General features: G+C 32.5%; 22 protein-coding genes. 15 read left to right on the forward strand and 7 right to left on the reverse strand.

The genetic code is table 11. From position 1 onward, the window contains the following. Window positions 1-8: 8 nt before the first annotated feature. The 5 genes from menA to menD form a co-directional block, all read right to left on the reverse strand. Window positions 9-971: a 1,4-dihydroxy-2-naphthoate octaprenyltransferase gene (gene menA, locus RB618_RS16125; RefSeq protein WP_308069678.1), complete on the reverse strand. Its 963-nt coding sequence runs from the start codon at window positions 969-971 to the stop codon at window positions 9-11. A gap of 85 nt (window positions 972-1,056) precedes the next feature. After that, window positions 1,057-1,890 (reverse strand): 1,4-dihydroxy-2-naphthoyl-CoA synthase, encoded by an 834-nt coding sequence (locus RB618_RS16130; protein ID WP_012024845.1) that lies wholly within the window; start codon window positions 1,888-1,890, stop codon window positions 1,057-1,059. Window positions 1,891-2,695: 805 nt separating this feature from the next. After that, window positions 2,696-3,550 carry a S1-like domain-containing RNA-binding protein gene (locus RB618_RS16135; RefSeq protein WP_308069679.1) on the reverse strand — a complete coding sequence of 285 codons (855 nt, stop codon included), beginning with the start codon at window positions 3,548-3,550 and terminating at the stop codon, window positions 2,696-2,698. Between the two features lie 168 nt (window positions 3,551-3,718). After that, window positions 3,719-4,060, reverse strand: a complete 342-nt coding sequence (locus tag RB618_RS16140) for a DUF2853 family protein (protein WP_308069680.1) — start codon at window positions 4,058-4,060, stop codon at window positions 3,719-3,721. 87 nt (window positions 4,061-4,147) lie between these two features. Continuing rightward, a complete protein-coding gene (gene menD / locus RB618_RS16145) occupies window positions 4,148-5,809 on the reverse strand; it encodes a 2-succinyl-5-enolpyruvyl-6-hydroxy-3-cyclohexene-1-carboxylic-acid synthase (protein WP_308069681.1) in 1,662 nt (553 codons plus the stop codon). A gap of 178 nt (window positions 5,810-5,987) precedes the next feature. Here menD and RB618_RS16150 point away from each other — a divergent pair, with 178 nt between their 5' ends. Both RB618_RS16150 and RB618_RS16155 read left to right on the forward strand, forming a co-directional pair. Next, window positions 5,988-7,163 carry a thioredoxin family protein gene (locus RB618_RS16150; protein ID WP_308069682.1) on the forward strand — a complete coding sequence of 392 codons (1,176 nt, stop codon included), beginning with the start codon at window positions 5,988-5,990 and terminating at the stop codon, window positions 7,161-7,163. Between the two features lie 17 nt (window positions 7,164-7,180). Then, window positions 7,181-7,678 (forward strand): N-acetyltransferase family protein, encoded by a 498-nt coding sequence (locus RB618_RS16155; RefSeq protein WP_308069683.1) that lies wholly within the window; start codon window positions 7,181-7,183, stop codon window positions 7,676-7,678. A 133-nt stretch (window positions 7,679-7,811) separates the two neighbouring features. On the opposite strand, the gene RB618_RS16160 is transcribed toward RB618_RS16155, so the two are convergent. Further along, complete coding sequence (locus RB618_RS16160) at window positions 7,812-8,399, reverse strand: glutathione peroxidase (RefSeq protein ID WP_308069684.1); 588 nt, start codon at window positions 8,397-8,399, stop codon at window positions 7,812-7,814. A 784-nt stretch (window positions 8,400-9,183) separates the two neighbouring features. On the opposite strand from RB618_RS16160, the gene RB618_RS16165 reads away from it, so the two are divergent. From RB618_RS16165 to RB618_RS16180, 4 genes are all read left to right on the forward strand, one after another. Then, entirely contained in the window at window positions 9,184-9,714 is a 531-nt protein-coding gene (locus RB618_RS16165; protein WP_308069685.1) for a sigma-70 family RNA polymerase sigma factor, read from the forward strand. After that, window positions 9,714-10,502 carry an anti-sigma factor gene (locus RB618_RS16170; protein ID WP_308069686.1) on the forward strand — a complete coding sequence of 263 codons (789 nt, stop codon included), beginning with the start codon at window positions 9,714-9,716 and terminating at the stop codon, window positions 10,500-10,502. The genes RB618_RS16165 and RB618_RS16170 overlap by 1 nt, the downstream gene beginning before the upstream one ends. An 84-nt stretch (window positions 10,503-10,586) precedes the next feature. Beyond that, window positions 10,587-10,979 carry a DoxX family membrane protein gene (locus tag RB618_RS16175; protein ID WP_308069687.1) on the forward strand — a complete coding sequence of 131 codons (393 nt, stop codon included), beginning with the start codon at window positions 10,587-10,589 and terminating at the stop codon, window positions 10,977-10,979. Between the two features lie 17 nt (window positions 10,980-10,996). Then, window positions 10,997-11,725 (forward strand): DUF3667 domain-containing protein, encoded by a 729-nt coding sequence (locus RB618_RS16180; protein ID WP_308069688.1) that lies wholly within the window; start codon window positions 10,997-10,999, stop codon window positions 11,723-11,725. 73 nt (window positions 11,726-11,798) lie between these two features. Here the strand turns inward: RB618_RS16180 and ccsA are convergent, their stop codons facing one another. Then, on the reverse strand, window positions 11,799-15,014 hold the full coding sequence (gene ccsA / locus RB618_RS16185; RefSeq protein ID WP_308069689.1) for a cytochrome c biogenesis protein CcsA: 3,216 nt from the start codon (window positions 15,012-15,014) through the stop codon (window positions 11,799-11,801). Between the two features lie 288 nt (window positions 15,015-15,302). Here ccsA and RB618_RS16190 point away from each other — a divergent pair, with 288 nt between their 5' ends. The 9 genes from RB618_RS16190 to RB618_RS16230 all read left to right on the forward strand — a co-directional run bounded on the left by RB618_RS16190 (window position 15,303) and on the right by RB618_RS16230 (window position 24,353). After that, entirely contained in the window at window positions 15,303-16,064 is a 762-nt protein-coding gene (locus tag RB618_RS16190; protein WP_308069737.1) for a DUF2520 domain-containing protein, read from the forward strand. Further along, the gene (locus RB618_RS16195) at window positions 16,048-16,575 is read left to right on the forward strand and encodes an HAD-IIIA family hydrolase (protein WP_308069690.1); all 528 of its coding nucleotides are present in this window, start codon (window positions 16,048-16,050) and stop codon (window positions 16,573-16,575) included. The genes RB618_RS16190 and RB618_RS16195 overlap by 17 nt, the downstream gene beginning before the upstream one ends. Window positions 16,576-16,650: 75 nt before the next feature. After that, a complete protein-coding gene (locus RB618_RS16200) occupies window positions 16,651-17,577 on the forward strand; it encodes a geranylgeranylglycerol-phosphate geranylgeranyltransferase (RefSeq protein WP_308069691.1) in 927 nt (308 codons plus the stop codon). Continuing rightward, window positions 17,570-18,154, forward strand: coding sequence for a Maf-like protein (locus RB618_RS16205; RefSeq protein WP_308069692.1), 585 nt, complete (start codon window positions 17,570-17,572; stop codon window positions 18,152-18,154). Before RB618_RS16200 ends, RB618_RS16205 begins: the two co-directional genes overlap by 8 nt. A gap of 10 nt (window positions 18,155-18,164) precedes the next feature. Then, window positions 18,165-18,695, forward strand: coding sequence for a mechanosensitive ion channel domain-containing protein (locus tag RB618_RS16210; RefSeq protein WP_308069693.1), 531 nt, complete (start codon window positions 18,165-18,167; stop codon window positions 18,693-18,695). A gap of 102 nt (window positions 18,696-18,797) precedes the next feature. Then, window positions 18,798-19,898, forward strand: a complete 1,101-nt coding sequence (locus tag RB618_RS16215) for an AI-2E family transporter (RefSeq protein ID WP_308069694.1) — start codon at window positions 18,798-18,800, stop codon at window positions 19,896-19,898. 78 nt (window positions 19,899-19,976) lie between these two features. Continuing rightward, window positions 19,977-21,809, forward strand: coding sequence for a hypothetical protein (locus RB618_RS16220; RefSeq protein WP_308069695.1), 1,833 nt, complete (start codon window positions 19,977-19,979; stop codon window positions 21,807-21,809). A 189-nt stretch (window positions 21,810-21,998) separates the two neighbouring features. Further along, window positions 21,999-22,520: a hypothetical protein gene (locus RB618_RS16225; RefSeq protein ID WP_308069696.1), complete on the forward strand. Its 522-nt coding sequence runs from the start codon at window positions 21,999-22,001 to the stop codon at window positions 22,518-22,520. Between the two features lie 207 nt (window positions 22,521-22,727). Then, window positions 22,728-24,353, forward strand: coding sequence for a hypothetical protein (locus RB618_RS16230; RefSeq protein ID WP_308069697.1), 1,626 nt, complete (start codon window positions 22,728-22,730; stop codon window positions 24,351-24,353). Window positions 24,354-24,441: the final 88 nt, after the last annotated feature.

The following is a 24,441-nucleotide window of genomic DNA, read 5'->3' on the forward strand; positions in this document are numbered from 1 at the left end:
ACGTTGTTTTATCTTCCTCCTAAAAATAGATTTACAATAATGTCTGAAATCAATGAAATCATACAAACTGTAAGCAATATAGAAAGCAAAAATGTGCTTAATGCCAGTTTTTTCAATTCTGGATCTAATAATTTTGGATCTTGGTTTTTGTAAACCGTGATTAAATGTTTTATTAATGGAATATATGCCAATACAAATAGATATTGATCAAAGTTATAATTGCTTAAAATTGCAAAAATAACCACCAAAAGCATCGCGCCAACGATCAAAGTATAATGGTAAATCTTAGCTTTTTCAGCACCCATTTGTACTACAATTGTGTTTTTACCTGCTTTTTTATCTGATTCCTGATCGCGCATATTGTTTAGGTTCAAAACTCCAACGCTCAACAATCCGATTGCTACTGCCGGAAGAATTAAAAGCTGATCTACTTCTTTTGCATATAAAAAGTTTACTCCTAACGTACTCACTAATCCGAAGAAAATGAAAACAAATAAATCTCCTAATCCTCTATATCCATAAGCAGAATTACCTACAGTGTATTTAATTGCAGCCACAATAGCCGCAATCCCTAACAGCAGGAAAAAGATAGAATACCCGAAATTGTCTTTTCCGAAAGCAAAATAAATTAATATAATGGCAGACAATAAAGTTAAAAACGAAGTAATAACAATCGCTTTTTTCATTGCCTGCGGCGTAATAACACCGCTCTGAATAGCACGCTGAGGACCAACTCGATCCGCGTTATCGGTGCCTTTTACTCCATCACCATAATCGTTAGCAAAATTGGATAAAACTTGCAAACCTAAAGTTGTCAATAAAGCAAAACCAAAAACTTTCCAGCTGAATACTTCAGTTGGAGTGTTGATAGTTTCTGTTGGATTTGACAAAGCATAAATACTTCCAACTATAATTCCGGAAACTGATAAAGGTAATGTGCGCAGTCTAGCGGCTTCAATCCAATGTTTCATTATTTGTTTTGTTTGTTTAGTTTCAGGTCTCAAGTTTCAGGTTCCTAACTTGAAACCTGAAACTTGAAACTATTTTATAACTTATTTATGGCAACCACTTATTTTCGCCAAAGTTTGGCTTTCTTTTTTCTAGGAAAGCATTTCTACCTTCTTTAGCTTCTTCGGTCATGTAAGCCAAACGAGTTGCTTCACCCGCAAAAACTTGTTGTCCGACCATTCCGTCATCTGTCAAGTTCATTGCAAATTTCAGCATTTTTATAGATGTTGGCGATTTTTGAAGAATTTCCTGCGCCCACTCATAAGCGGTAGCTTCTAACTCGTCGTGCGGAATTACAGCATTTACCATTCCCATTTCAAAAGCTTCTTGAGCAGAATAGTTGCGCCCTAAAAAGAAAATCTCACGAGCTTTTTTCTGACCTACCATTTTGGCCAAATATGCCGATCCGTAACCGCCATCAAAACTTGTTACGTCTGCATCAGTTTGTTTAAAAATGGCATGTTCTTTACTTGCAAGCGTCATATCGCACACAACATGTAAACTATGTCCGCCACCTACAGCCCAACCTGGTACGACAGCAATAACCACTTTAGGCATAAAACGAATTAGACGTTGCACTTCTAAAATATTTAAACGGTGCTGTCCGTCGTCTCCAACATATCCTTGGTGTCCACGTGCATTTTGATCTCCACCGCTGCAGAAAGAATAAACTCCGTCTTTTGTTGAAGGCCCTTCAGCAGAAAGTAAAACTACACCAATCGAAGTATCTTCTTGAGCATCATAAAAAGCTTGGTATAATTCTGAAGTAGTTTTAGGACGAAATGCATTTCTAACATTTGGTCTGTTAAAGGCTATTCTCGCTACTCCATTACATTTTTTATAAGTTATATCTTCAAATTCTCTGGCTGTAATCCAATCCATTTTGATTTTTTGTTTAAAATAATTATACGGTAAAAATAAAGCATTTTTACTACTTTACCTACTCAATCAGTCTTAAGTCTTTACTAAATTGACTTGCAATGTTAACAATTGGTATTTACCTACAAAAAATAACATTTTTTAACATTAGTTTAGAAAAATAATATTTAATTTTACACCCTAGAAATCAATGAGATACAAATTATTTCAAAGATTTCAGATTGATTTTCTTTCACTGATTTATTAACCTAAAAAATGATTTTTTTGAGAAAATTTAAAAAATTTGTCGCTCATTTTTTTAGGGTTTTAAGTAACAAACCTCAATTAAAGGAGCAAATGATTTATGTGTTTGTCGAAACTTCAAAAAGAAAAAAGTAACACCTAAGGTTAAATGTTAGAATTGTCTATTAATTAGTATAGAAATGATAACGAAAAGAGGAAAAAAGTACTAATTCACCACTTTCTAAAAGTTATTTTATAAAACCAATGGATGAGCCGTGAAATTCTCTTTTTTGCTTTTAAGATAGGTGCATTAATTATTTAAAAGACATACCATCAATGGAATGATTTCCAAAATTCGTAAAGCTATTGTTCTGAGATGGATTCGAATTATTTTATTTCTGTTTTTTTTTAATTACAATTTTTTTTAAAACTGAATAAAAAGCGAAAGGCTGCTTGTAATGAGCAGCCTTTTGTATTATAATAATTTTGCTGACGCAAGAATAAATTCCAAAATATAAAAATTTCAAATTCCAATGGATTGCGTTCAATCAGTCTTGGAATCTAAAATTTTGGCGTTTTTAGATTTTTATTCTTTTACTAGATAAATTCCGTCTTCTTTAATTTCGATTAATTTTTCTTTATATAAAGATCCAATTGCTTTTTTGAATGATTTTTTACTCATTTTCAAAACAGTTTTGATGTCTTCTGGGTGCGAATCGTCATTTAAACGAAGAAAACCTCTGCTGGCTCTTAACTCGCTAAGAATTTTTTCTGCATTAGGTTCAATGCTTTCAAAACCTTGTGCCTGAAGCGCTACATCAATTTTATTATCAGGACGAATATTTTTGATATAACCGCGCATTCTATCTCCAGTTCTTATTGCATCATCGTAAACTTCATCTTTATACAAAAGCCCTTTGTGACGCTCGTTAATGATAACATTGATTCCCATATCGGTAATATGAGAAACAATTAAATCTACTTCTTCTCCTTTTTCAACTGTCAGATTATCATTGTTCAAAAACTGATTGGTTTTACTTGAAGCAACCAAACGATTAGTTTGTTTATCTAAGTATAAGTAAACCAAATATCGTTTTCCTTTCTCCATCGGTCGCGCTTGCTCTTTAAATGGAACAAGAATATCTTTTTCCATTCCCCAGTCCATAAATGCCCCGACATTATTAATGTAGTTCACTCTCAATAGAGCAAACTCATTTAGTAAAATATATGGTACTAAAGTAGTTGCAACTGGTCGCTGTTCGTGATCTAAGTAAACAAAAACAATTAATTCTTCACCAATTTCAAATACTTTTGGCACATATTTATTTGGAAGCAAAACATCGTGAACTCCATCTGGATCATTCTCCGGATCTCCTAAAAACAAACCAACTTTGGTATCACGTAATATAGTTAGCGTATTGTATTTTCCTATTTCTAGCATTTTAAAATGTTTCTAAGCAGTAAAACTGCTAAGTTTCTGAACAGCAAAGGTACGAAGTTTGGCGAGGTACAAAGAAATTAATTTTAACAAAACTTAATTTATAGATAAAAAACAGAAATTCCCTTTACAACAAATGTTATAAAGGGAATTTCAATTATCAAATGTACACTATTTAAAGATGCTTTCTTTCTTAAAGTGCACAGTTAATAAATAATACACTACTGCTCTGTATTTGTGTTTATTAGATTTGCCATACTTTTCCATAACCGCATCAATGCCTTTATCTAAATCTGGACCTTCCTTTAAGCCTAATTTCCTGATTAAGAAGTTATTCTTTACCGTATCTAATTCCGATTGCTGTGAAGAAGCTACCGTAGAAGCATCATCGTTGTAAATTGATGGACCGCAAGCAATTGTAACTTTTGTCAATAAATCTGCGTCAGCTGTAACACCGCATTTCTCTTTTAAATCGGTAGTATACTTTTTAATTAATTCTTCTCTCTTGCTCATAACGATATATTTATTTGGTGAATATACGCCAAAGCTATAGCTAAAGAAATTGCTAAACAATAATTTTAACAAATATTTTCTTTCAAATTAATATAAATATTTAAAGTACTGCTTCAAAACCTGATCATTTTCAAATGTTGGCGTAAAAACTTCTAGAATACAAGGAGCATCATCAGAATTATATAAAGATTGTATTCCACTGTCTAATGATTGAATATCGTGTGCTGCCAAATAATCACATCCATACATTTTAGCTAAATGTTCAGCAGTCAATTTATGAGATGTCTCGAAATAAGTATTGAAAACAGGTTTTTCTTGATGGCCTGGTAAAATCCTAAAGATTCCGCCTCCTCCATTATTAATCAAAACGATTTTGAAATTTTTAGGAATGTATGAATTCCATAAAGCATTACTATCGTACAAGAAGCTAATATCTCCAGTTACAAAAACAGTTTGCTTTTCGTTTCCAACCGCTGCCCCAATTGCTGTAGAAGTACTTCCGTCGATACCGCTTGTTCCGCGATTACAGAAAACCTCAATTGTATCATCAATATCGATAAGTTGTGCATAACGAATAGCAGAACTATTGCTAATTTGCAGCAAACTATTTTTAGGCAATGATTCGATTACTTTTTCGAAAACTTTGAAATCTGAAAATTCAATTTTACTTAAATATTCCTTTCTTTTTTCTAATCTTGTTTGATAAACCGTGTCAATGTTTTTGAAATAATTACTTTTTACAAAAGTCGTTTTTGAAAACAGATCTTTAAAGAAATCATTCGGCTGCATTACAAAATGTTTTGTCAATGCATCAAACGTATCATAAGCACGTAGAGTATCAATGTGCCAATGCTGTTTTGGTTTATATTTTCGTAAAAAACCTTTAATTCTTTTTGAAACAACCATTCCACCAAAAGTAATTAGCACTTCAGGATTAAATTGCTTAAAATCAAAATCATCAAAAGGAGTAATTAAAGTATCTATTGAATTGATAAAACTCTCGTGATGAAGATTTGAAGTTGTTTCTGTAAGCACTACAACTGATGGATCTGAAGCTAAATTTTCGATAATTTCCTTATCAATGCTGTTGGCTTCATTTACTCCAACTAAGATTAATTTTCGTTTTGCAGTGTTCCAAACAGAAACAAATTCTTCACTATTTTCTATAGTTTTTGAAAAATTATCAGGTTTTAGATTCGTAATTTTTGGCTGTACAGAAAGCGCTTCTGCAGTTTCATATAAAGGCTCTTCAAAAGGTGCGTTAATATGTACTGGACCTTTTTTAAGAATAGCCGTTTCAATTGCCAAATTGATTTTCAAATCATTCTCTTCAGATGCTTCTTCGGTTAAATTAGCATTGAAAACAGAATGGTTGGCAAATACATTTTCTTGGCGAATGGTTTGTCCGTCACCAATATCAATCTTGCTCTGCGGACGATCAGCAGAAATAACAATCAAAGGAATTTGGCTGTAGAATGCTTCTGCCAGAGCTGGATAATAGTTTAATAAGGCAGATCCTGAAGTACAAACAATTGCCGTTGGCTGTTTGGTTTGCTGAGCAATCCCTAAAGCAAAAAAAGCAGCACAACGCTCGTCTGCAATACTGTAACAGGTAAAGTTTGGATTTTGAGCAAATCCGATAGTTAACGGTGCATTTCTAGATCCTGGAGAAATTATAATATTGACAATGCCTTTGGCAGATAAAATTTCGATAATGCTTTGTGCAAGCGCTATTTTGGGGTAAATCATTCCGGTCGTGTATTACTATTTTTTAAAGAAAAATCCTGATATAATTTTTCTTTATCTTGCTTACAAAGTTACAAACTTCACACTTGATTTATATTATAATTAGGAATATATTAAGGCTCTTTCTCAAAAAAGGGAATATATTTGTAAAATCGAATAATTAATAAAAGCCTGAGATATTATGCGTTTCTTATTTATACTTTTTATATCTGTCACTTTTCAAACCATAACTTCTCAGAATCAATTTGTTCCTGTTGACATTCCATACAAAACGGCTTTGGAAAATGCTAAGAAAGAAGGAAAGCCTCTCTTTGTGATGCTTTACGCCGACTGGTGCCCACATTGTAATTTAATGAAAACGGAAGTTTTAAGCGATCCTGCTATTATTGATTTTTTAAACAAGAATTTTATATGCACTTATAAAAATATTGAAAAAGAAGAAGGAATTGCTTTAAAGAACAAATACAATACAAAGTCACTTCCGACTTTTTTATTTATCGATAGCAGTGAAACACTTCTATATTCTCTAAAAGGAGAGATGAAAAAGGCTGAATTTCAGAACGAACTTCGTTATGCTTTAAATCCAAAGATGCAACTGCCTTATTTGGAAAAAGAATTTCTTGCTGACCCAAGCAATTCAGATAAATTCTTTACCTATTTAAATACTTTAAAAAAAGGAAAAGACAGAACAGAATTATCTGTTCCAACTCACATTTATTTAAATACTCAGTCTGACAAACAATTAGTTAGCGAATTAAATTGGAGAGTTATTGCTAATGGTGTAACCGATATAAAATCTAGAGAATTTCAGTATGTTTTAAACCATCAAAAGGATTTTGCTGCTGTAGCTTCTCAAAATCGTGTTGACCGTAAAATAGAAAGTATTGTAAACGAATTGCTTCGACCTTTGGTTGACAATCTAGACACAGTAAATTATTATAAGCAAAGAGAAGTTGCCAAATCTATAAGATTGCAAAAGACCGATTCTCTTGTGTTTAAATATGACCTAACGTTGGCAGAACGAACCGAAAAATGGAATTTTTATAAAAAAGTTACTCTTGAAGACACTCAGAAATTAGTTTGGAACGATGCTAGTTTTCTAAAAGATATTGGGAATACTTATTTTAAACATATCAAAGATACAGAGAGCTTGAAAAAAGCCATTTCCTGGGTAGATCGTTCATTAGAATTAAATGATTCTTACGACGGTAATTTACTCGAAGCCAAGCTTTACAATAAAATAAATAATAAAAAGAAAGCTTTAGAATACGCCAAAAATGCCAAAGCCATTGCCAAAGAAATGGGTTGGAATTCTAAAGAAGTTGATACTCTTTTAGCTCAACTGAATACCAAATAAACTGCAATAAATCATCTATGAGTATTATTTTAAGACCTGCAACAACAAATGATTTACAAAAGATTCTAGAAATAGTAAATCATTCTATTTTGCACACTACTGCCAATTATAGTTACGAAATCCAGACTTTAGAAGTTCAGACAAAATGGTTTGAAGATAAAATATCTAAAAACCTTCCTGTAATTGTAGCCGATTTAGATGGCGAAGTAGTTGGATTTGGAAGTTATGGACAGTTTAGAGAAAAAATTGGCTATCAATATACTGTTGAACATTCTGTTTATGTGGTTGATAATATTATCGGAAAAGGAATTGGTTCAAAGCTTTTAACTGAATTGATTCGTTTAGCAAAAGAGCAAGGCTATCACGTTATGATTGGCGCAATTGATGCCGATAACGCAGGAAGCATTGCTTTTCATGAAAAATTTGGATTTGTTGCAACGGGTACTATTCGCGAAGTAGGCTACAAATTTGACCACTGGTTGGATCTGGTTTTTATGCAGCTAATATTAGTTTAACCGCAAAGGACGCGAAGAATTACGCAAAGTTCGCAAAGTATTAAAAAACTCCCTCCCTTTGCCTCTTTGTACCTTTCAATCTAAAAAAAAACTCAAACTTGAATATTCAAATTTGAGTTTTTTTTTTATGCTTTTAGCTTTTAATCCAATTGATAACTTCAGGTTCTGTTACTAAAGTTTTTGGTTTAATTACCTTTACCAATTCTCCTTTTTCATTGATTAAGTACTTTTGAAAATTCCACTCAACTTCAGAATCTTGTAAACCGTTTCTCGATTTTTCAGTTAAGAATTTATAGACTTCGCACATATCACTTCCTTTAACGGAAACTTTGTTCATCATAGGAAAAGTTACACCGTAATTCTGCTGGCAGAACGTTTCGATTTCTTTAGCCGTTCCAGGTTCTTGTGAAGCAAAATTATTTGCAGGAAATCCAACAATCACAAAACCTTTGTCTTTGTATTCTTTGTAAACCGCTTCCAAATCTTTGTACTGTGGAGTTAAACCGCATTTTGAAGCTGTATTGACAATCATGATTTTTTTGCCTTTTAAAGAAGCAAAATCAAAAGTATCTCCCGATAAATCTTCTACTTTAAATTGATAAATTGTTTCTTTTGCCATGGCTTTATCTTTTTTAGATAATTTGTTTGTATTAGTTTGAGCATTTAATCCTGTCGCTGACAAAATTGCTGCTCCAAAAAGCATTAATAATATTTTTTTCATCTGATAATTTTTTATAAAATTAGCTAAAATCCATTTCACAAAAACTTTTTTTTTGCTAATCAAAAGTTAAATAAAAAAATGAAGCCTAACGTTAATCAGACGTTAGGCTTCCCCCCATACAAACAAATCAAACCATGAATTAATTATTATGCAATCTTTTATAAATTATAGTTGATGACTCGGTTATGTCGAAAATTCGTTTATCCCCCATATGTCAAACGTCTTTTTATTTTTTCTCTTAATGGCTTGTACTGATGTAAATTAAATTCTAAAATAACCGAGACATATTAAAAAAATCTTCGATCTGGAAGTCCGAGTACATCAACTATACAGTATTTATATTTTGTTCCTTTTTATAATTATATCTTCCTCAATCACAAATTCCTGAATAATCAACCTTTGTGCAACTTGACAAAGCTTCTTGCAGAAAATCTTTTTCAGTAAAAATGGTCAACGATAAAACTGTTGTTAGTCCAACTATTAATATTCTAACTATTATTTTGCTATCCATAAGTCTCTAATAATATTCTAACAACAGTTTGTTTTCAAACTTTTATGACTGTAAATAAGATTTTTCTCCCCTTATTAAATTGATTTACGTAATTGGATTGTTTTTGGTTTTAAAAAAAAGTGAAAAAATGCACTTTTTTTTCTGAGCCCCTTATTTTCTTAGGTTTTGGACTATTAAAAAAAATATAAAAATGAACAAAAAATAAAGTAACTTTATAACAGGTTAACACATAATGCTTTAATTTCTAATGTTTAAACTTAAAAATCCCAATCTATGAGTCAAGAAGAACTGCTAGTTTTAATTTACAAAAAGGACGAAAAAGCTTTTACACATTTGTATGATATGTATTCAAAAAGCTTGTTCTCTGTCATTCATGTTCTAATAAAAAATCGCGAAGAGGCAGAAGATGTGCTTCAAGATGTTTTTGTCAAGATCTGGAAAAATATTGATACCTATAACGAAAGTAAAGGACGCTTCTACACCTGGATCTTAAATATCGCTCGAAACACTTCGATAGATAAACTTCGTTCTAAAGATTATAACAACAGTCAAAAAAACCTTTCATCAGATAATTTCGTAAATCTTTTAGATGAGAGCAACAAATTGAGCCATAAACTTGATGCAATTGGAATTCAGGAATTTGTAAAAAAACTGAAACCAAAATGTATCGAAATAATCAATTTATTGTTCTTTAAAGGATACACCCAGCAAGAAGCTTCAGAAGAATTGGCACTGCCACTGGGAACTATCAAAACGCAAAACAGAAACTGTATTAACGATTTACGTAATTATTTGAAGATATAATGGAAGCACAAGAATATATAGAATCAGGAATTTTAGAGCTATATGTATATGGCCTATTAAGTGAAAAAGAAAATCTAGAAATTGCCGAAATGGCAAAAAAGAATCCAGAAATGGATCATGAAATTATTTCAATAGAAAAAGCTGTAATTGCACTTTCTTCGAGCTTCTCTCCTTTTCATTCTGTAGAAAATTTTGAAAAAATTAAAGCTCGTCTGGAACTTAAGCATGGAAAAGTAGTCGATATGAAACCTGCTTCAAACTGGTCTCAATATGTTGGCTGGGCGGCTGCAATATTATTATTGCTAGGTTTGGGGTATCAGACTTTAGAATTAACAAAAACTCAAGAAGCCATTTCTACTGTTGGAAATGAAAAGAATAAAATTCAAAGAGAATACGCATTCTTAGATCAGCAGAATAAACAAACTGAAAAAAATCTAAGTATTGTAAGAGATATCAAAAATACAGGCGTAACTCTTGGCGGCCAAGCTGTTTCACCAGCATCTTTTGCAAAAGTATACTGGAATCAGCAGACTAAAACTACTTACATTGATGCGGCTGGCCTACCTGCTCCTCCAAAAGGAATGGTATATCAGGTTTGGTCTTTAAAATTAAGTCCGGTTCTTACTCCGACAAGTATTGGTTTATTGGATAATTTTGAAGGGAATAAACAAAAAATCTTTGCTGTAGAACAAACCGATTCTGCAGAAGCTTTTGGAATTACTCTAGAACCAGCTGGCGGAAGTCCAACTCCAACAATGGAACAGCTTTATACATTAGGAAAAGTTTAAAATTAATCTTTTATAAAAGCTAAAACGCATATTCAGTGTAATATGCGTTTTTTTATTATTTTTAATTCACCAAAAACCAATTTTATGAATGCAAATTTACTTTTGAGGATTACGATGGCGATTATTCTCCTAACTCATTCCGTTTTTGGAATGTTCAATAATGGCATAAATGATTTTGGCAATCTTTTTCTCAACCAAATTGGTTTTGCGCCATACGGAGTGTTTCTAGCCTGGAGTATCAAATTATCTCATATTGTTGCTGCGATACTTTTGCTAGCAAATAAATACATTAAACTTGCCGGTTTTGTTACCATTTTTGTTCTTATAATGGGAATCATTCTAGTACACTTTAAAGAAGGCTGGTTTGTGGTAGGCGGCGGAAGAAACGGTGTTGAATATAATTTTCTCCTAATCATAGTCCTATTAGCAATCATGTATCCTAATGGCATCATAAAAAACAACAAAAGTAATTTATAAATCAAATATCAAGCTTAATGGAAATAATGTGCAAAAACTGCCATCAGGTCTTTAAAGGTCATTATTGCAACAATTGCGGACAGTCTGCTGAAACGCATAAAATAAATGTGCATTTTTTATGGCACGATATCCAGCATGGTTTATTACATTTTGACAAAGGAATTTTATATTCTTTAAAACAATTATTTACAAGACCTGGGCATTCTATCCGTGAATTTATTGAAGGAAAAAGAGTCCGTCATTTTAAGCCAATATCTTTAGTGGTCGTTCTTGCTACTCTTTATGGACTTTTGTATCACTATTTTCATATTGACACCTTTAATCATGTACAGGCTCCTAATTTAGATTCTGTTTTTTTAAACGAATGGTTTGCTACACATTTTTCATGGGTAACGATCGCATCTATTCCCATTTACACTATTGGCACTTACCTTGTTTTTAGAAATCAAGGTTATAATTTTGTAGAACTTTTTGTACTCAATACTTTCAAAGCTGCGCAACGAATCTCTGTACAATTGCTGACAATTCCAGTCATGATTTTTCTAAATCACACTTCGCATATGCAGCAGTACACTTATATAATGTATATTATTGGTGTGATTTTAATCTTTTGGACGAATATTCAGTTCTTTAATAAAATATCTAAAACAAGAGCATTTTTCTTATCCATACTAAGTCACCTCATTTTTTTAATTTGCTTTTTTATAATAATAGCTATTGTACTTCTTCTCTCTGGCAAATTTTAAAACTAAGCATAAAAAAAAAGACTCAACATGATGTTGAGTCTTTTTTTATGAATTAATAATTATTGCAAATTATCTATTTCTTCACTTTTTTTGTTTTATAGTATTTTCTATACTTTGGATACGTAACAGCTCCAATTATAGTAATTGTAATCAAGCAGTAATAAATCCAGCTTAATGAATGTGCTTCTCCACTTGCATAAGAGTGCAAACCTACTAAGTGGAAGTTTACTCCGTAATAGGTAAACAAGATAGAAACAAAAGCATACATACTCATTAAGTTAAAGAACCACTTTCCTCTTAATGCAGGAACAAAACGAGCGTGAATTACAAATGCGTAAACCATAATCGAGATTAAAGCCCACGTTTCTTTTGGATCCCATCCCCAATAACGTCCCCAACTTTCATTTGCCCATTGTCCTCCAAGGAAGTTACCAATAGTAAGCATGATAAGACCGATTGTTAAAGACATCTCGTTGATGTAAGTGATCTCTTTAATGTTCAACTCCATTCTGGCTTTGTTTTTCTCGGTCGTAAACAAGATCAACAATAATGATACAAAACCTAAAATCATTCCTAATGCAGTCGGACCATAACTACCTACAATAACCGCAACGTGAATCATTAACCAATATGAGTTAAGAACCGGCTGTAAGTTTGCAATTTCTGGATCGATCCAGTTTAAGTAAGCCGCCATTAAAATCATAGCAGTAACGAAAGCTGATGAAGCAACGGTTAATTTTGATTTTCTGTCAAAAGCCAATCCGAAGAACATTGTTGACCAAGCCACATATACTATCGATTCGTAAGCATTACTCCAAGGAGCGTGACCAGAAATATACCAGCGTGCAATTAATCCTAATGTATGAAGTGCAAATAATAATCCGATAATAATATGGAAGGCATTTACAGTAATGCGAAGCCATTTTTTCTCAAAGAAAATATTGACAATAATAAAAATGAACATAAAGCTAGCCGCTGTAATATACCAATATGGTAGTTTTTGAAAAACGTCATATTTATTATAGGCAATCTCTGCATCAATTTTTTGCTCGCTTGGCCTTACTTTTGCACCGAATTTCTTTTGAAAACCATTGATACTCTCTACTAAATTATCAGCTGTATCAAAGTTTTTAGCGATAGAACCATTATTCAAAGCGCTAAAATATAAAGGCAGAATTTGTTTCACGTAAGTAGAATCCATTCCTTTAAAACCAGCTCCTTCACGTTCTAAATAAGAAACCCATTTGTGATTTGGATCGTTAGGAATTGGGAAGATTTTTAAAATACTACCGCTTAATGCCGATTCCATCAAGTTTACTTTCTTATCCGTCTCAACAAAATCTTTTTCAAAACTATTTGGATTGGCCGCTTTATAGGCAGCGTCTAAATATGGAGATAGTTTATAATTGCCTTGCTCGTCAAAGAATTTTACAAACGGTGCATACTTATCTTTAGAATCGATACCAATGATTTTACGGATACTGTCATTCTTTGTATTAATATAAATAATAGGAACCTGAATCCAAACCTGAGCATATTGCGTCATAGACAAAAATACCTGATCAGAATTCATTTCGTTATATTTATCACTATGGCTTACTTTACGAAGCAATTCAGATGAAAACGTATTAATTGGCTTCATTCTACCTCCAGCATCCTGAATAATCAAGCGTCCAAATTTTGCTGCATGAGCCTCTGGAGCTTTATAGATGTTCAATAAAGAATCTAATTGCTTTTTGCTTGGCGGTGCAGTAACATGATTGGCGTGGTCGTTTGGATCTGCACTGTGATTGTGATCATGATCATGTGAGTGAACATGCGGTGATTGCTGCGCAAAACTGCTTAAACTAAACATTAAAACTAGAATCGTAATCAGCTTCTCTTTTTTCTTTTTAACCGCTTCAAGTTTACGTTTCAAATCACCGAAACGAGAATTTTTAGTAAACATAATAGCCATTAAGCCAATGTATAATAGATAGTAGCCAAAATAAGTAATGTTAGTTCCCCAGAAATCATGGTTTACAGATAAAACAGTTCCTTTTTCGTCTGGATCAAACGAAGACTGGAAGAAACGATATCCTTTATGATCCAAAACGTGATTCATAAAAATATCTGCATCAAAAGTTTCTGTAGAATCTTGAACAGTTACTTTACTTTTGTATGAAGAATAGCTTTTCTCTGTTCCAGGATATTTCTCAGCAATAAAATCGTTTAAACGAATTTTAAACGGCAAAACATATGCTTTACTTCCGAAGAATAAAGAATACTCGATGTTACCAATTTTAACGGTTTTTGCTTCTCCAACTTGTCCTTTATTACCAAAAAGCATCACTTCTTTTTCTTGCCCTTCTGCTTTTACTTTAACTACTAAAGCGTCAGAATGAGATTTTGCTTTAAAATCATTATTAGACTCATAATCTACTTTTCCTTTCAATGGAGGCTCTGGAAATACAATTCTAATATCTCCAATACTGTATAATGAACGCATCATTAAAGGCTGTACATTATCTTTTGTAACTTTTCCTTTAAACTGATCTGCCATTCGCATAAATTCACCTTCAAAAGGAGTTTGAATAGTATATTCTTTTCCAGTTGTATTGATGTTAATTGCACCGTCTGTCTGCTTATTCAAAGCAAATAAAACATTATGAATGTTCTGAACTTCACCTTCTTTTAGGTAATGTTCTTCCCTTCCACCTGCTCCAGCTTCAACTAATTTTAAGTATAAAGTTCCATTTGGATCTGGTTTAACCACTTCTTTAGCTCCCATGATATAGTTTGAATACGTAACTTCAAAAGGAGTTTCATCAAACTTTCCTGAAATGCTAAAATCATTATTGGTGACAGGAGAAAGCAAAAGGCTTTTTTCAAAAACTCTTCTTTTCATTTCGCCTTTATATTCACCATCAGCAAAAATGGTTAAAAAAGTTTTATCTGAGTATACTTGGTTTTCTGCTGCGCCTTCGCGAATTGGCATCATTCCTTCATAACTGATATATCTTGTAATAAAAGCTCCTAAAAGAATAAAAATAAAAGAAAGGTGCAATAAAAGACTTGCCCATTTTTCTTTTTTATGCAATTGATATTTTTTGATATTTCCGAAGAAATTGATCACAAAGATGACCATAATTGCCTCAAACCACCATGTAGTGTAAATTAGTATTCTAGCCGTGTCGGTATTGTATTTACTTTCGATAAAAGTTCCAATACCCATTGCAATTGCAAATGTTAAAAAAAGAACGGCCATTAATCGTGTAGAAAACAAAAAAGAGAATATTTTTTTATCCATTTCTTAGGAATTACATTGTATAAAAGTGCGACAAAAGTACTTAAAAATGTTGACTAGCAGGCTTTGCCTTTTGTTAATAAAAACCAAAAATAAGGACTATTTTTTAAACGAATTGATAATATAGAAAGTTTAAACCTACAAAACAGACGCGTGTTTTTTGAATAACTGTTTTTAGCCAGAAAGTGTTGGAATTCTAACAAAAACCAGAAGACAATAAAAACTTCAAAAATGCATTATCAATTACCAATAGACTCCTGCATTAAAAAAAATAATACTAATTTTGCTTTCATGATTCAGATAACGATAATCGGTTCCGGCAACGTTGCACAGCATTTGATAAGGGCTTTTTCTGCCAGCAAAATTGTTGAAATTAAACAGGTTTTTTCGAGAAAGAAAGAAGCCTTGATCCATTTAATTGATTCTGAAAAGATTGTAACCGATTTTGCAGCATTAGAACCTGCTGATTTGCATATTATTTCCGTTTCAGATAATGCTATTACAGAAGTTTCAGAACAACTTCCTTTTAATAATCAGTTAGTGGTTCATACTTCTGGAACATCTTCAATAAAACTTTTGAATCCTAAGAATCGACGCGGTGTTTTTTATCCGCTTCAGACATTTTCTAAGAATAAAGCATTAGATTATTCTGTTGTTCCTTTTTGTTTGGAGGCAGAAAATACAGCCGATTTTAAACTTTTGGAGACAATTGCAAAGAGCGTTTCAACAGCAGTTTACTCTATCAGTTCAGAACAACGAAAAGCACTTCATGTTGCAGCCGTTTTTGTGAGCAATTTTACAAATCATTTGTACCAAATAGGACACGAAGTCTGTGAAGAAAATCAAGTTCCATTTGCTGTTCTACGGCCTTTAATTCAGGAAACAGCTGATAAAATCAATACGCTCGATCCTATTGATGCACAAACAGGGCCAGCCATACGCCACGATTCAAATACAATCAATGCACATCTGGCTTTTTTACAAGACGAAAACAAAAAAAATATCTATAAAACCCTAACACAATCTATACAGCATAATGGCAAAAAGTTATAAAGAAATAATGAATGACATCACAACCTTTGTTTTTGATGTAGACGGCGTACTTACAGACAGTTCTGTTTTTGTAACCAATGAAGGTGAAATGTTAAGAACAATGAATATTCGTGATGGCTATGCAATGAAAGCGGCAATTGAAAGCGGTTATCATGTTTGCATTATTTCTGGCGGAAGCAATGAAGGCGTACGAATTCGTCTTCAAAATCTAGGCATTAGTGACATTCATTTAGGGACTCCAGATAAAGTAAAAACTTTTAAAGCATACACTGAAACACACAATATTAAACATGAAAATGTGTTGTATATGGGAGACGATATCCCTGATTTTCATGTAATGAAATTAGTTGGACTTCCTACTTGTCCTCAAGACGCAAGTCCAGAAATCAAAAATATCTGCCGATACATTTCACACGTAAAAGGCGGACGTGGCGCTGCCAGAGACGTTATCGAACAAGTAATGAAAGTGCAAGGAAAATGGATGGAATACTTTAACGGACAACATGATTAAAGTTTTCAGTCGCAGTCACAGTTTTCAGTTACAATAAAAAACTTAGCCCCTTAGTATCTCAGAACCTTAGAAAAAATGAAATTCCTCAAACTTATTCGTTATAAAAACCTTTTAATGCTCGCTTTTATGCAGCTGCTTTTTCGTTATGCCTTTTTAAAACAGCAGGAAGTTCCGCTGGCACTATCTGATTGGCAATACGGATTGCTTGTTCTAAGCACTGTTTTGTTGGCTGCAGCGGGTTATGTTATCAATAACATTTACGATGTAGGAACCGACAGCATCAACAAACCAAATGATGTTGTTGTCGGAAAAGGAATTACAGAAACTGCGGCTTATAACATTTATATAGGTTTGAATATTTCTGGAGTGGCAATTGGTTTTATTCTCTCGAATATTATCATGAGACCAACTTTTGCTTCGCTTTTCATTTTAATCGCATCGCTGCTGTATTTTTATGCGACAACGCTAAAACAAATTATGATTTTAGGCAATTTTGTTGTGGCATTGCTTTTGGCTGTGAGTGTCTTAATTATTGGTGTTTTTGATCTTTTTCCGGCTACTACGAGTGAAAATCAGGCGCAAATGGCAAGCTTATTCTCTATTTTGACTGATTATGCGCTATTTGCTTTTATGATCAATTTTATTCGTGAAATTGTAAAAGATATTGAAGATGTAAATGGCGATTACAATATAGGAATGAATACGCTTCCAGTAGCAATTGGAGTAAGCCGAGCAGCTAAAATAGCTTTAGGTTTTGCTATTATTGCGTTTATTCTTTCTGGGCTTTACTGCAATACATATTTCATGCAAAATAAGCTTTATATGGCTGTATTTTATGCTTTTGCGACAGTTTTAGCGCCTTTACTATATTTTATCGTAAAAATATTTAGTGCAAAATCTCAAAATGATTTTCATCATTTAAGCACTATTCTAAAGCTTATTTTATTCTTCGGAATTTTATCAATCTTAGTTATTGCCTTAAACATTCAGTACAATGCTTAAAGAAAAATTAAAAAAATATAAAATCATATTAGCTTCAGGTTCGCCTCGCAGACAGCAGTTTTTTAAGGATTTAGATCTAGATTTTGAAATTCGTTTAAAAGACGTTGAAGAAATTTATCCGCCAGAACTAAAAGCGGAAGAAATTACCGATTATCTCGCTGAACTAAAAGCAAATGCTTTCGAAGGTGAATTGAAAGAAAATGAAATTTTAGTAACAAGCGATACTATTGTTTGGCATCAGAATAAAGCTTTAGGAAAGCCAAAAAATGCTGAAGACGCTTTTACAATGATAAAATCAATGTCTAATGCAACACATGAAGTAATTACCTCAGTTTGTTTTAAAACTGCAGACGCCTCTACTCTTTTGCATGACGTTACCAAAGTAACTTTTAAAGATTTGTCAGACGAAGCTATTTTATATTATATCGAAAACTACAAACCTTATGATAAAGCTGGTGCATATGGTATACAAGAATGGTTTGGTTTTATGGCAGTTGCAAAAGTAGAAGGCTCTTATACCAATGTAATGGGACTTCCGACAGCCAAAGTTTACGAATTTTTGACTACATTAGTGTAAAAATTTATTTATGTTTTCTTTTAAAGAGTATAGCCGAGAAATTATAGCCACAATCATTCTTATTGGTGTTTTGATTGTATTACGAATAGTAATTGCTAAACTAATAAAGCAATTTGCAGCTACAAGCCAATTATTTGAACATCGCACCAATTTGGTTATTAAGTATATTAATATTTTAATGAATATACTTCTTGTAACCATTTTGATTATAATCTGGGGAGTTCAGACAGAAGATATTTTTATTACCATCTCTTCTATTGCCACTGTAATTGGAGTTGCCATGTTTGCCCAATGGTCTATTCTAAGTAATATTACTTCTGGAATGGTTTTATTTTTCTCTTTTCCTTTTAGAATTGGAGATACCATTAAAATTCATGACAAAGATTTTCCGATCGAAGCCGAAATTGAAGACATTAATACTTTTCACATAAGTTTAAAAACAAAAGAAGGAGAAAAAATTGTTTTTCCAAATAATTTATTGCTTCAAAAAGGAATTTCTATTATTCCTGCAAAGTATGAAGAGCGAGAGTTTTTTGACTAAAATATGATGGGAATTTTATAACGGGCACGAGAAAAGCTAGAACGCAAAAAGACAAATAAATCGTAATATTTGTTATATAAATTCAGCTAAATAAAAATAAAAATGACTCGGCCCATAACATTACCATTTTATGCAAAACTTTCTTTTATTCTTGTAATTTTAATTTGTTTTGCATTCATTTTTTGCATCGGAAAAGACATTCTCACACCTGTTTTAATGGCATTTTTATTTGCTGTTTTACTGCTTCCTATTTTTACTTTTTTAAACACAAAATGTAAATTTCCGAGACACCTCGCAGCATTCATTTGCTTAGTCCTTTTCATATCCTGCATTGTTGGAATTTTAGTTTTCATTTCCTATCAAGTCACTTACATAGCAAATGATTTTGAAACTATAAAGAAAAATGCAAACTCTTTTATTGTCGAAATCCATAAATTTATCAGAGAAAATTTTCAGGTAAGCATTGGTGAACAGAAAAAATACCTGGATTCTGTTACAAAAGATTCTGTCAAAACGGGTCAGGCTCAACTGGGATCTTTTATAATTTCTATGAGTGATGTCCTTTTAGACACTACTATTATGATTATTTATACTTTCCTATTTCTAATTTACAAAGAGCATTTTAAACTGTTTTTTGCCAAATTAATCAAACAGGAAAATCATGCTGTTCTACAAGATATTTTGTCTCAAATAAAAGTTTCCATCAATAATTATATCGTAAGCTTAATTATGGAAATGATTGTTGTCTCGGTCTTGACAAGCTTAGGATTATGGATTATTGGTGTAAAATATTTTATTCTGCTTGGACTAATTACAGGTCTTCTAAACCTGATTCCTTATATTGGAATTTTTATTGCTGGAATTATTTCTGTTTTGGCTTCATTGACAGGATCTGGAGAAATTTCAGTAATTCTAGGAATCCTGATTGTAAATATTATTGTTCAGTTTATTGACAACAATCTGCTTGTGCCTTTAATTATAAACTCTAAGGTAGAAATAAACGCCTTTGTTTCTATTATGGGAATTATTGTGGGAGGTGCGGCCGCCGGAATAGCTGGAATGTTTCTAGCGATTCCGCTTTTGGCAATTTTGAAAATCATTTTCGATCGAATTGACTCTCTTTCTGCTTGGGGTTATCTAATGGGAAATCATGTTCCAAGGAAATTTGTCTGGAGAAAACGAAAAATTACAACAGAAAATTAAAAATAACGTTATGCTAGCATAACATTTATATATTCCTTATATTCATAAAACTTAAAACTATTAGAAGAAAACTACTGAATGTCTTTATACAAAAAAATACTATTTTTTATTTTGCTGTGCTTTTGCTTACAAAGCGGATATGCTCAGGTAGAACAAAGTAAAAAAGAGCCAAAACCGCAAAAAGACACCACAGAAATCTATACAAAAATTAGAAACTATTCTAAAAAAAATAAGTTTACGCAAACCATGCATAAACTATTTTTTCGATCCAAAAAACCAAGAAAAAAAGACGAATTACTTGTTCCTATTGATTCTACTAATTATGAAGGAAAAATTATTCGAAAAATCAATATTATCACTTTAGATCCTTTTGGGCATTCTGTTGCCGATACCACACAAATGCCTAAAAACTGGGGAGAAAGAATGGGTAATCGACTTCACTTAAAAACCAAAAAAATTGCTATTTATAATTTATTGCTTTTTAAGAAAAACACGCCTTACAATACCTATAAGGTTCTCGAGAGTGAACGTTTGATTCGTGCACAACGATATGTTACAGCCGTTAGAATTTCCAATCAAAGTGTTGGTCAAGCTTCAGATTCTGTAGATGTTACCATTCGCGTGTTAGATTCATGGAGTACTATTCCAAGATTTTCGATTTCTAGCAGCCAGATGTCAATCGGCTTTAAAGAAAAAGACTTTTTTGGAACTGGGCAGCAATTAGAATATCGTTTTACCAATCGTTTTGATGATGGACGAAATGCTAATGAAGCAACCTATACAGTTCCAAATATTAAAAATACTTACATCGGTACGGTATTTCACTACAATATGGATTTGGACAATAATTATATTAAAAGTATAAATATTGAACGAGACTTCTACTCTCCTTTGACTAAATGGGCAGGTGGATTTTATATTGATGAAAGTTTTAGAAAAGACACGCTGCAAGCACCCGATTTGACATTTGCCTATCAGCCAAAAAAATATACTTCGCAAGACGTTTGGGCTGGGTATGCTTTTAAAATGTTTGAAGACCAGAATAAAGCGATAACAAATTTAATTACAACAGCTCGTTTTCTCAATGTAAATTACAGTGAAACACCTTCCGAGATTTATGATCCTGACCATTTTTATTCTTCTGAAAAACTAATTCTCAGCGGAATTGGATTGAATACTCGTAAATTTATAAAAGACAGCTATATTTTTAGAAATGGACAAACAGAGGACGTTCCAATAGGACGTATTTATGGTGTAACATTTGGATATCAGTACAAGAATACTTTCTGGCGACCTTATGTTGGCGCACAGTTTTCTTTTGGAAATTATTACCGTTTAGGTTTTCTGAGTATGAATTTTGAAGCAGGAACTTTTTTTCATCAATCTAAAACCTATCAAACTTCATTTTTGTTTGAATCCAATTATTTTACAAAACTATTCAGTATCGGAAATTGGAAGCTTAGACAATTCGTAAATCCGAAAGTAGTAATTGGAATAAATAGAGATGATATAATTGGGGATCAGCTGAATATAAACGAAGAAAACGGAATTCCGGGATTCAATAGTTATTTGTACGGAACCAGTAAAGCCGTTTTATCCTTGCAGACGCAAACATATTCTCCGCATTCCTTGTTGGGATTCCGTATAAACCCATTTTTTAATTATTCTATTGCGGTATTAGGAAGTCCAGAAATGGCAATGACAAAAAGCAAACCCTATTCTAAACTTACTGTAGGATTATTAATTAGCAATGACTACTTGGTTTTCAGTTCATTCCAGCTTTCATTGTCTTATTACCCAAGCATTCCCCAACAGGGAGATAATGTATTCAAAACAAATACTTTTGAAACTACCGATTATGGACTCCAAAGTTTTGAGTTAGCAAAACCTAGAGTAGTCAATTACAAGTAATTTTTTATTTTTTTTTAAGAAATTTCAAAAAAGGGTAAAACCACTTATTACCAACATTTTAAAACCTTTTATACACTTTATATATTCGATGAAATGCATTTTTATTCGACAAAATACATCTCTTTATTTTTTTTGGCACAGTATGTGAATATCCCTATTCAAGATTAACATTTAAAAAAAACAAAAAAGATGAAAACGATAAAATTAGCAATCGCCGGATTATTTCTAATGGTTGCAAACGCCACACAAGCCCAAGTATCGATAAACGTAAATATTGGAAATCCACCAGCTTGGGGTCCAGTGGGATATACAGAAATGGAATACTATTATCTGCCAGATATTGAAGCTTACTATGATGTTCGTGCTGCTCAATTTATCTATTTCGGAGGAGGAAGATGGGTAAGAACAACTTACTTGCCTAGACAATATAGAAACTATGATTTGTATGGAGGTTATAAAGTAGTTTTGACAGATTATCATGGTAGAACTCCTTATACTTACTTTGATCGTCATAAAGTAAAATATTACAGAGGATATCATGGAGCGCCACAAAGACCATACAGACCAAGACCTGTGTATGGCTACAACGATCGTAGAGACTACAAACACTACGACAAACATGATAAACACTACAATAAACACCATGACAAACACGATCGTCATGACCACGATGATGATCACGACCACGATCATGGACATGGAAGAAGATAAATGCTAAATTATTAGCAATCAGCTTAAGAGAGTATCAATAAAATGATGCTCTCTTTTTTTATGCCATTTTAGCTTTGAAGTTTTGTTAAAATTTTGTAATTTGTATATAAATCACTGTAAAAAAGATTGTTTTAGTAAAATTAACCTTTGTTTAATGTGATTATGATTTATATTTGCGCCGAATTTTAAAATCCAAAAAAGAAATTTATGAAAAAGAATGTTTATTTGCTTTCATTTTTAGCAATGTCACTGTTAATAGGATGTGATGATAACAATGACAACAAAAACGATGGACAATCGTCAAATAACATTACTATTACCTCAGATCAATCTACTTTAAATCAAAGACTTGACCTAACTAATTCAGGGGTAATTTCGATCGAAAATGGATCTTTGACAGGAAAATCTGTAGAGACTGCCAACACTTCATTTCCTTTAGTTCAAATTGCTGAAGTTAAACCTCCAGTTGATGCTAATGGGAAAACACTTCAAGCAAGCCATGTTGCGGTTAACGGAAATTATGCTTATGTTTCCTATATTATGAGAGGCGATGTGTACTCTGGAGCTATTGATGTAATTGATGTTTCAGATCCTTACAAACCAAAATTGGTTAGATCAGCTTTGATTCCTAATACAGATATTACATCTCTTACTTTCTCTGGTTCAAATTTAATTATAGGAGCAGCAAAAGATGTAGATAAAGATCCGCTTCTGAATACTAATCCAGCGATAGTGCTTAATATGGAGTTAAGCTCTGGACTACTTACAGATAAATTCAAAACAAATTATCTAGAGAATAGAGTTACAACAGACGTTGCTGCTAATACTTCTAATTACTTTGCTGTAACTGGAGACAATGGAAGCTTATTTAAACTAAGCAGTTCTACAAAAGAAATTACAGGAAAAGCTGCTGTAGCCGATTTACGTTCGATTGCCTTAACAAGTGACAAAGTTGTGACTTTAAGCGGTACAAAAGGTGTTAATGTTTACAATCAGTCAACACTTGCTTTACAAAAAAGCTTTAAAACATCTTCTGATGTTAGCGGCGCAAAAAGAACAATGGATATTGACGGAACAAAACTTTTTGTTTCTGAAGGTCCAAACGGTCTTGGCGTATATGATATCAACAGCGGATCTAAATTGCAGAGTATTGCAATTGCGACAGCTGGAGAAGATAATGTAACAAATGCCGTTTCTTTTAATGATGGTTATGCTTTTGTTGCAAACGGTGCTCTAGGCTTAAACGTTTATCAATCTGCAACGCAACTTAACTTAATGGGGTCTGTCGGAATTACTGGCTCATCAAACTATGTAAAATCAAGCGGTAATTATATTTATGTGGCAAGCGGTACAGGCGGTTTGAAAATCATTAAAATGGAAAAACCAAATACTACTTTTGCAAACTGTACCTCTTATATCGTATACAACCAAGGTAGAGATCTGATTTTAAACTCAAACGACATAAAATCATACCAAGGAGCAACTGCTATTAATTCGGCAATTATTAACTCTGGTGCTGTTTTAACACATTGCGGTTCAATAGCTATTCTTAATAACTTGACATTAAATAGTGGTGGCACTTTCAATATGACTGGAAGTTTATCTCAAGGAAAATACCAACAATCTAATCCAACAGAGTTAATTATCAATAATAATGCTCTTTTGCAAGTTGAAGGTTCTGTTGTAATCTGGGGAGATTTAAGATTAAACAGCGGTGCTAAGATTAATTTCATTGGTAATAACTCTTCTATAACAATCTACGGAAAAGTTACAAAAGGAAGTAATGTTACAATTACAGGAACTTACAAAGACACCGAAAACAAATTGAAATAAATTCTCAAAATACTTCTATAAAAGCTGTTAGATTAGTTTCTAACAGCTTTTTTTTATTTTATCAATTTAAAGAAAGGTATAATTATTG

The sequence above is a fragment of the Flavobacterium sp. LHD-85 genome, assembly GCF_030929595.1.
Taxonomy (GTDB): domain Bacteria; phylum Bacteroidota; class Bacteroidia; order Flavobacteriales; family Flavobacteriaceae; genus Flavobacterium.

Coding starts and splice junctions, on each gene's coding strand:
- menA (WP_308069678.1), bottom strand. CDS start 971: ATGAAACATTGGATTGAAGCCGCTAGACTGCGCACATTACCTTTATCA.
- RB618_RS16130 (WP_012024845.1), bottom strand. CDS start 1,890: ATGGATTGGATTACAGCCAGAGAATTTGAAGATATAACTTATAAAAAA.
- RB618_RS16135 (WP_308069679.1), bottom strand. CDS start 3,550: ATGCTAGAAATAGGAAAATACAATACGCTAACTATATTACGTGATACC.
- RB618_RS16140 (WP_308069680.1), bottom strand. CDS start 4,060: ATGAGCAAGAGAGAAGAATTAATTAAAAAGTATACTACCGATTTAAAA.
- menD (WP_308069681.1), bottom strand. CDS start 5,809: ATGATTTACCCCAAAATAGCGCTTGCACAAAGCATTATCGAAATTTTA.
- RB618_RS16150 (WP_308069682.1), top strand. CDS start 5,988: ATGCGTTTCTTATTTATACTTTTTATATCTGTCACTTTTCAAACCATA.
- RB618_RS16155 (WP_308069683.1), top strand. CDS start 7,181: ATGAGTATTATTTTAAGACCTGCAACAACAAATGATTTACAAAAGATT.
- RB618_RS16160 (WP_308069684.1), bottom strand. CDS start 8,399: ATGAAAAAAATATTATTAATGCTTTTTGGAGCAGCAATTTTGTCAGCG.
- RB618_RS16165 (WP_308069685.1), top strand. CDS start 9,184: ATGAGTCAAGAAGAACTGCTAGTTTTAATTTACAAAAAGGACGAAAAA.
- RB618_RS16170 (WP_308069686.1), top strand. CDS start 9,714: ATGGAAGCACAAGAATATATAGAATCAGGAATTTTAGAGCTATATGTA.
- RB618_RS16175 (WP_308069687.1), top strand. CDS start 10,587: ATGAATGCAAATTTACTTTTGAGGATTACGATGGCGATTATTCTCCTA.
- RB618_RS16180 (WP_308069688.1), top strand. CDS start 10,997: ATGGAAATAATGTGCAAAAACTGCCATCAGGTCTTTAAAGGTCATTAT.
- ccsA (WP_308069689.1), bottom strand. CDS start 15,014: ATGGATAAAAAAATATTCTCTTTTTTGTTTTCTACACGATTAATGGCC.
- RB618_RS16190 (WP_308069737.1), top strand. CDS start 15,303: ATGATTCAGATAACGATAATCGGTTCCGGCAACGTTGCACAGCATTTG.
- RB618_RS16195 (WP_308069690.1), top strand. CDS start 16,048: ATGGCAAAAAGTTATAAAGAAATAATGAATGACATCACAACCTTTGTT.
- RB618_RS16200 (WP_308069691.1), top strand. CDS start 16,651: ATGAAATTCCTCAAACTTATTCGTTATAAAAACCTTTTAATGCTCGCT.
- RB618_RS16205 (WP_308069692.1), top strand. CDS start 17,570: ATGCTTAAAGAAAAATTAAAAAAATATAAAATCATATTAGCTTCAGGT.
- RB618_RS16210 (WP_308069693.1), top strand. CDS start 18,165: ATGTTTTCTTTTAAAGAGTATAGCCGAGAAATTATAGCCACAATCATT.
- RB618_RS16215 (WP_308069694.1), top strand. CDS start 18,798: ATGACTCGGCCCATAACATTACCATTTTATGCAAAACTTTCTTTTATT.
- RB618_RS16220 (WP_308069695.1), top strand. CDS start 19,977: ATGTCTTTATACAAAAAAATACTATTTTTTATTTTGCTGTGCTTTTGC.
- RB618_RS16225 (WP_308069696.1), top strand. CDS start 21,999: ATGAAAACGATAAAATTAGCAATCGCCGGATTATTTCTAATGGTTGCA.
- RB618_RS16230 (WP_308069697.1), top strand. CDS start 22,728: ATGAAAAAGAATGTTTATTTGCTTTCATTTTTAGCAATGTCACTGTTA.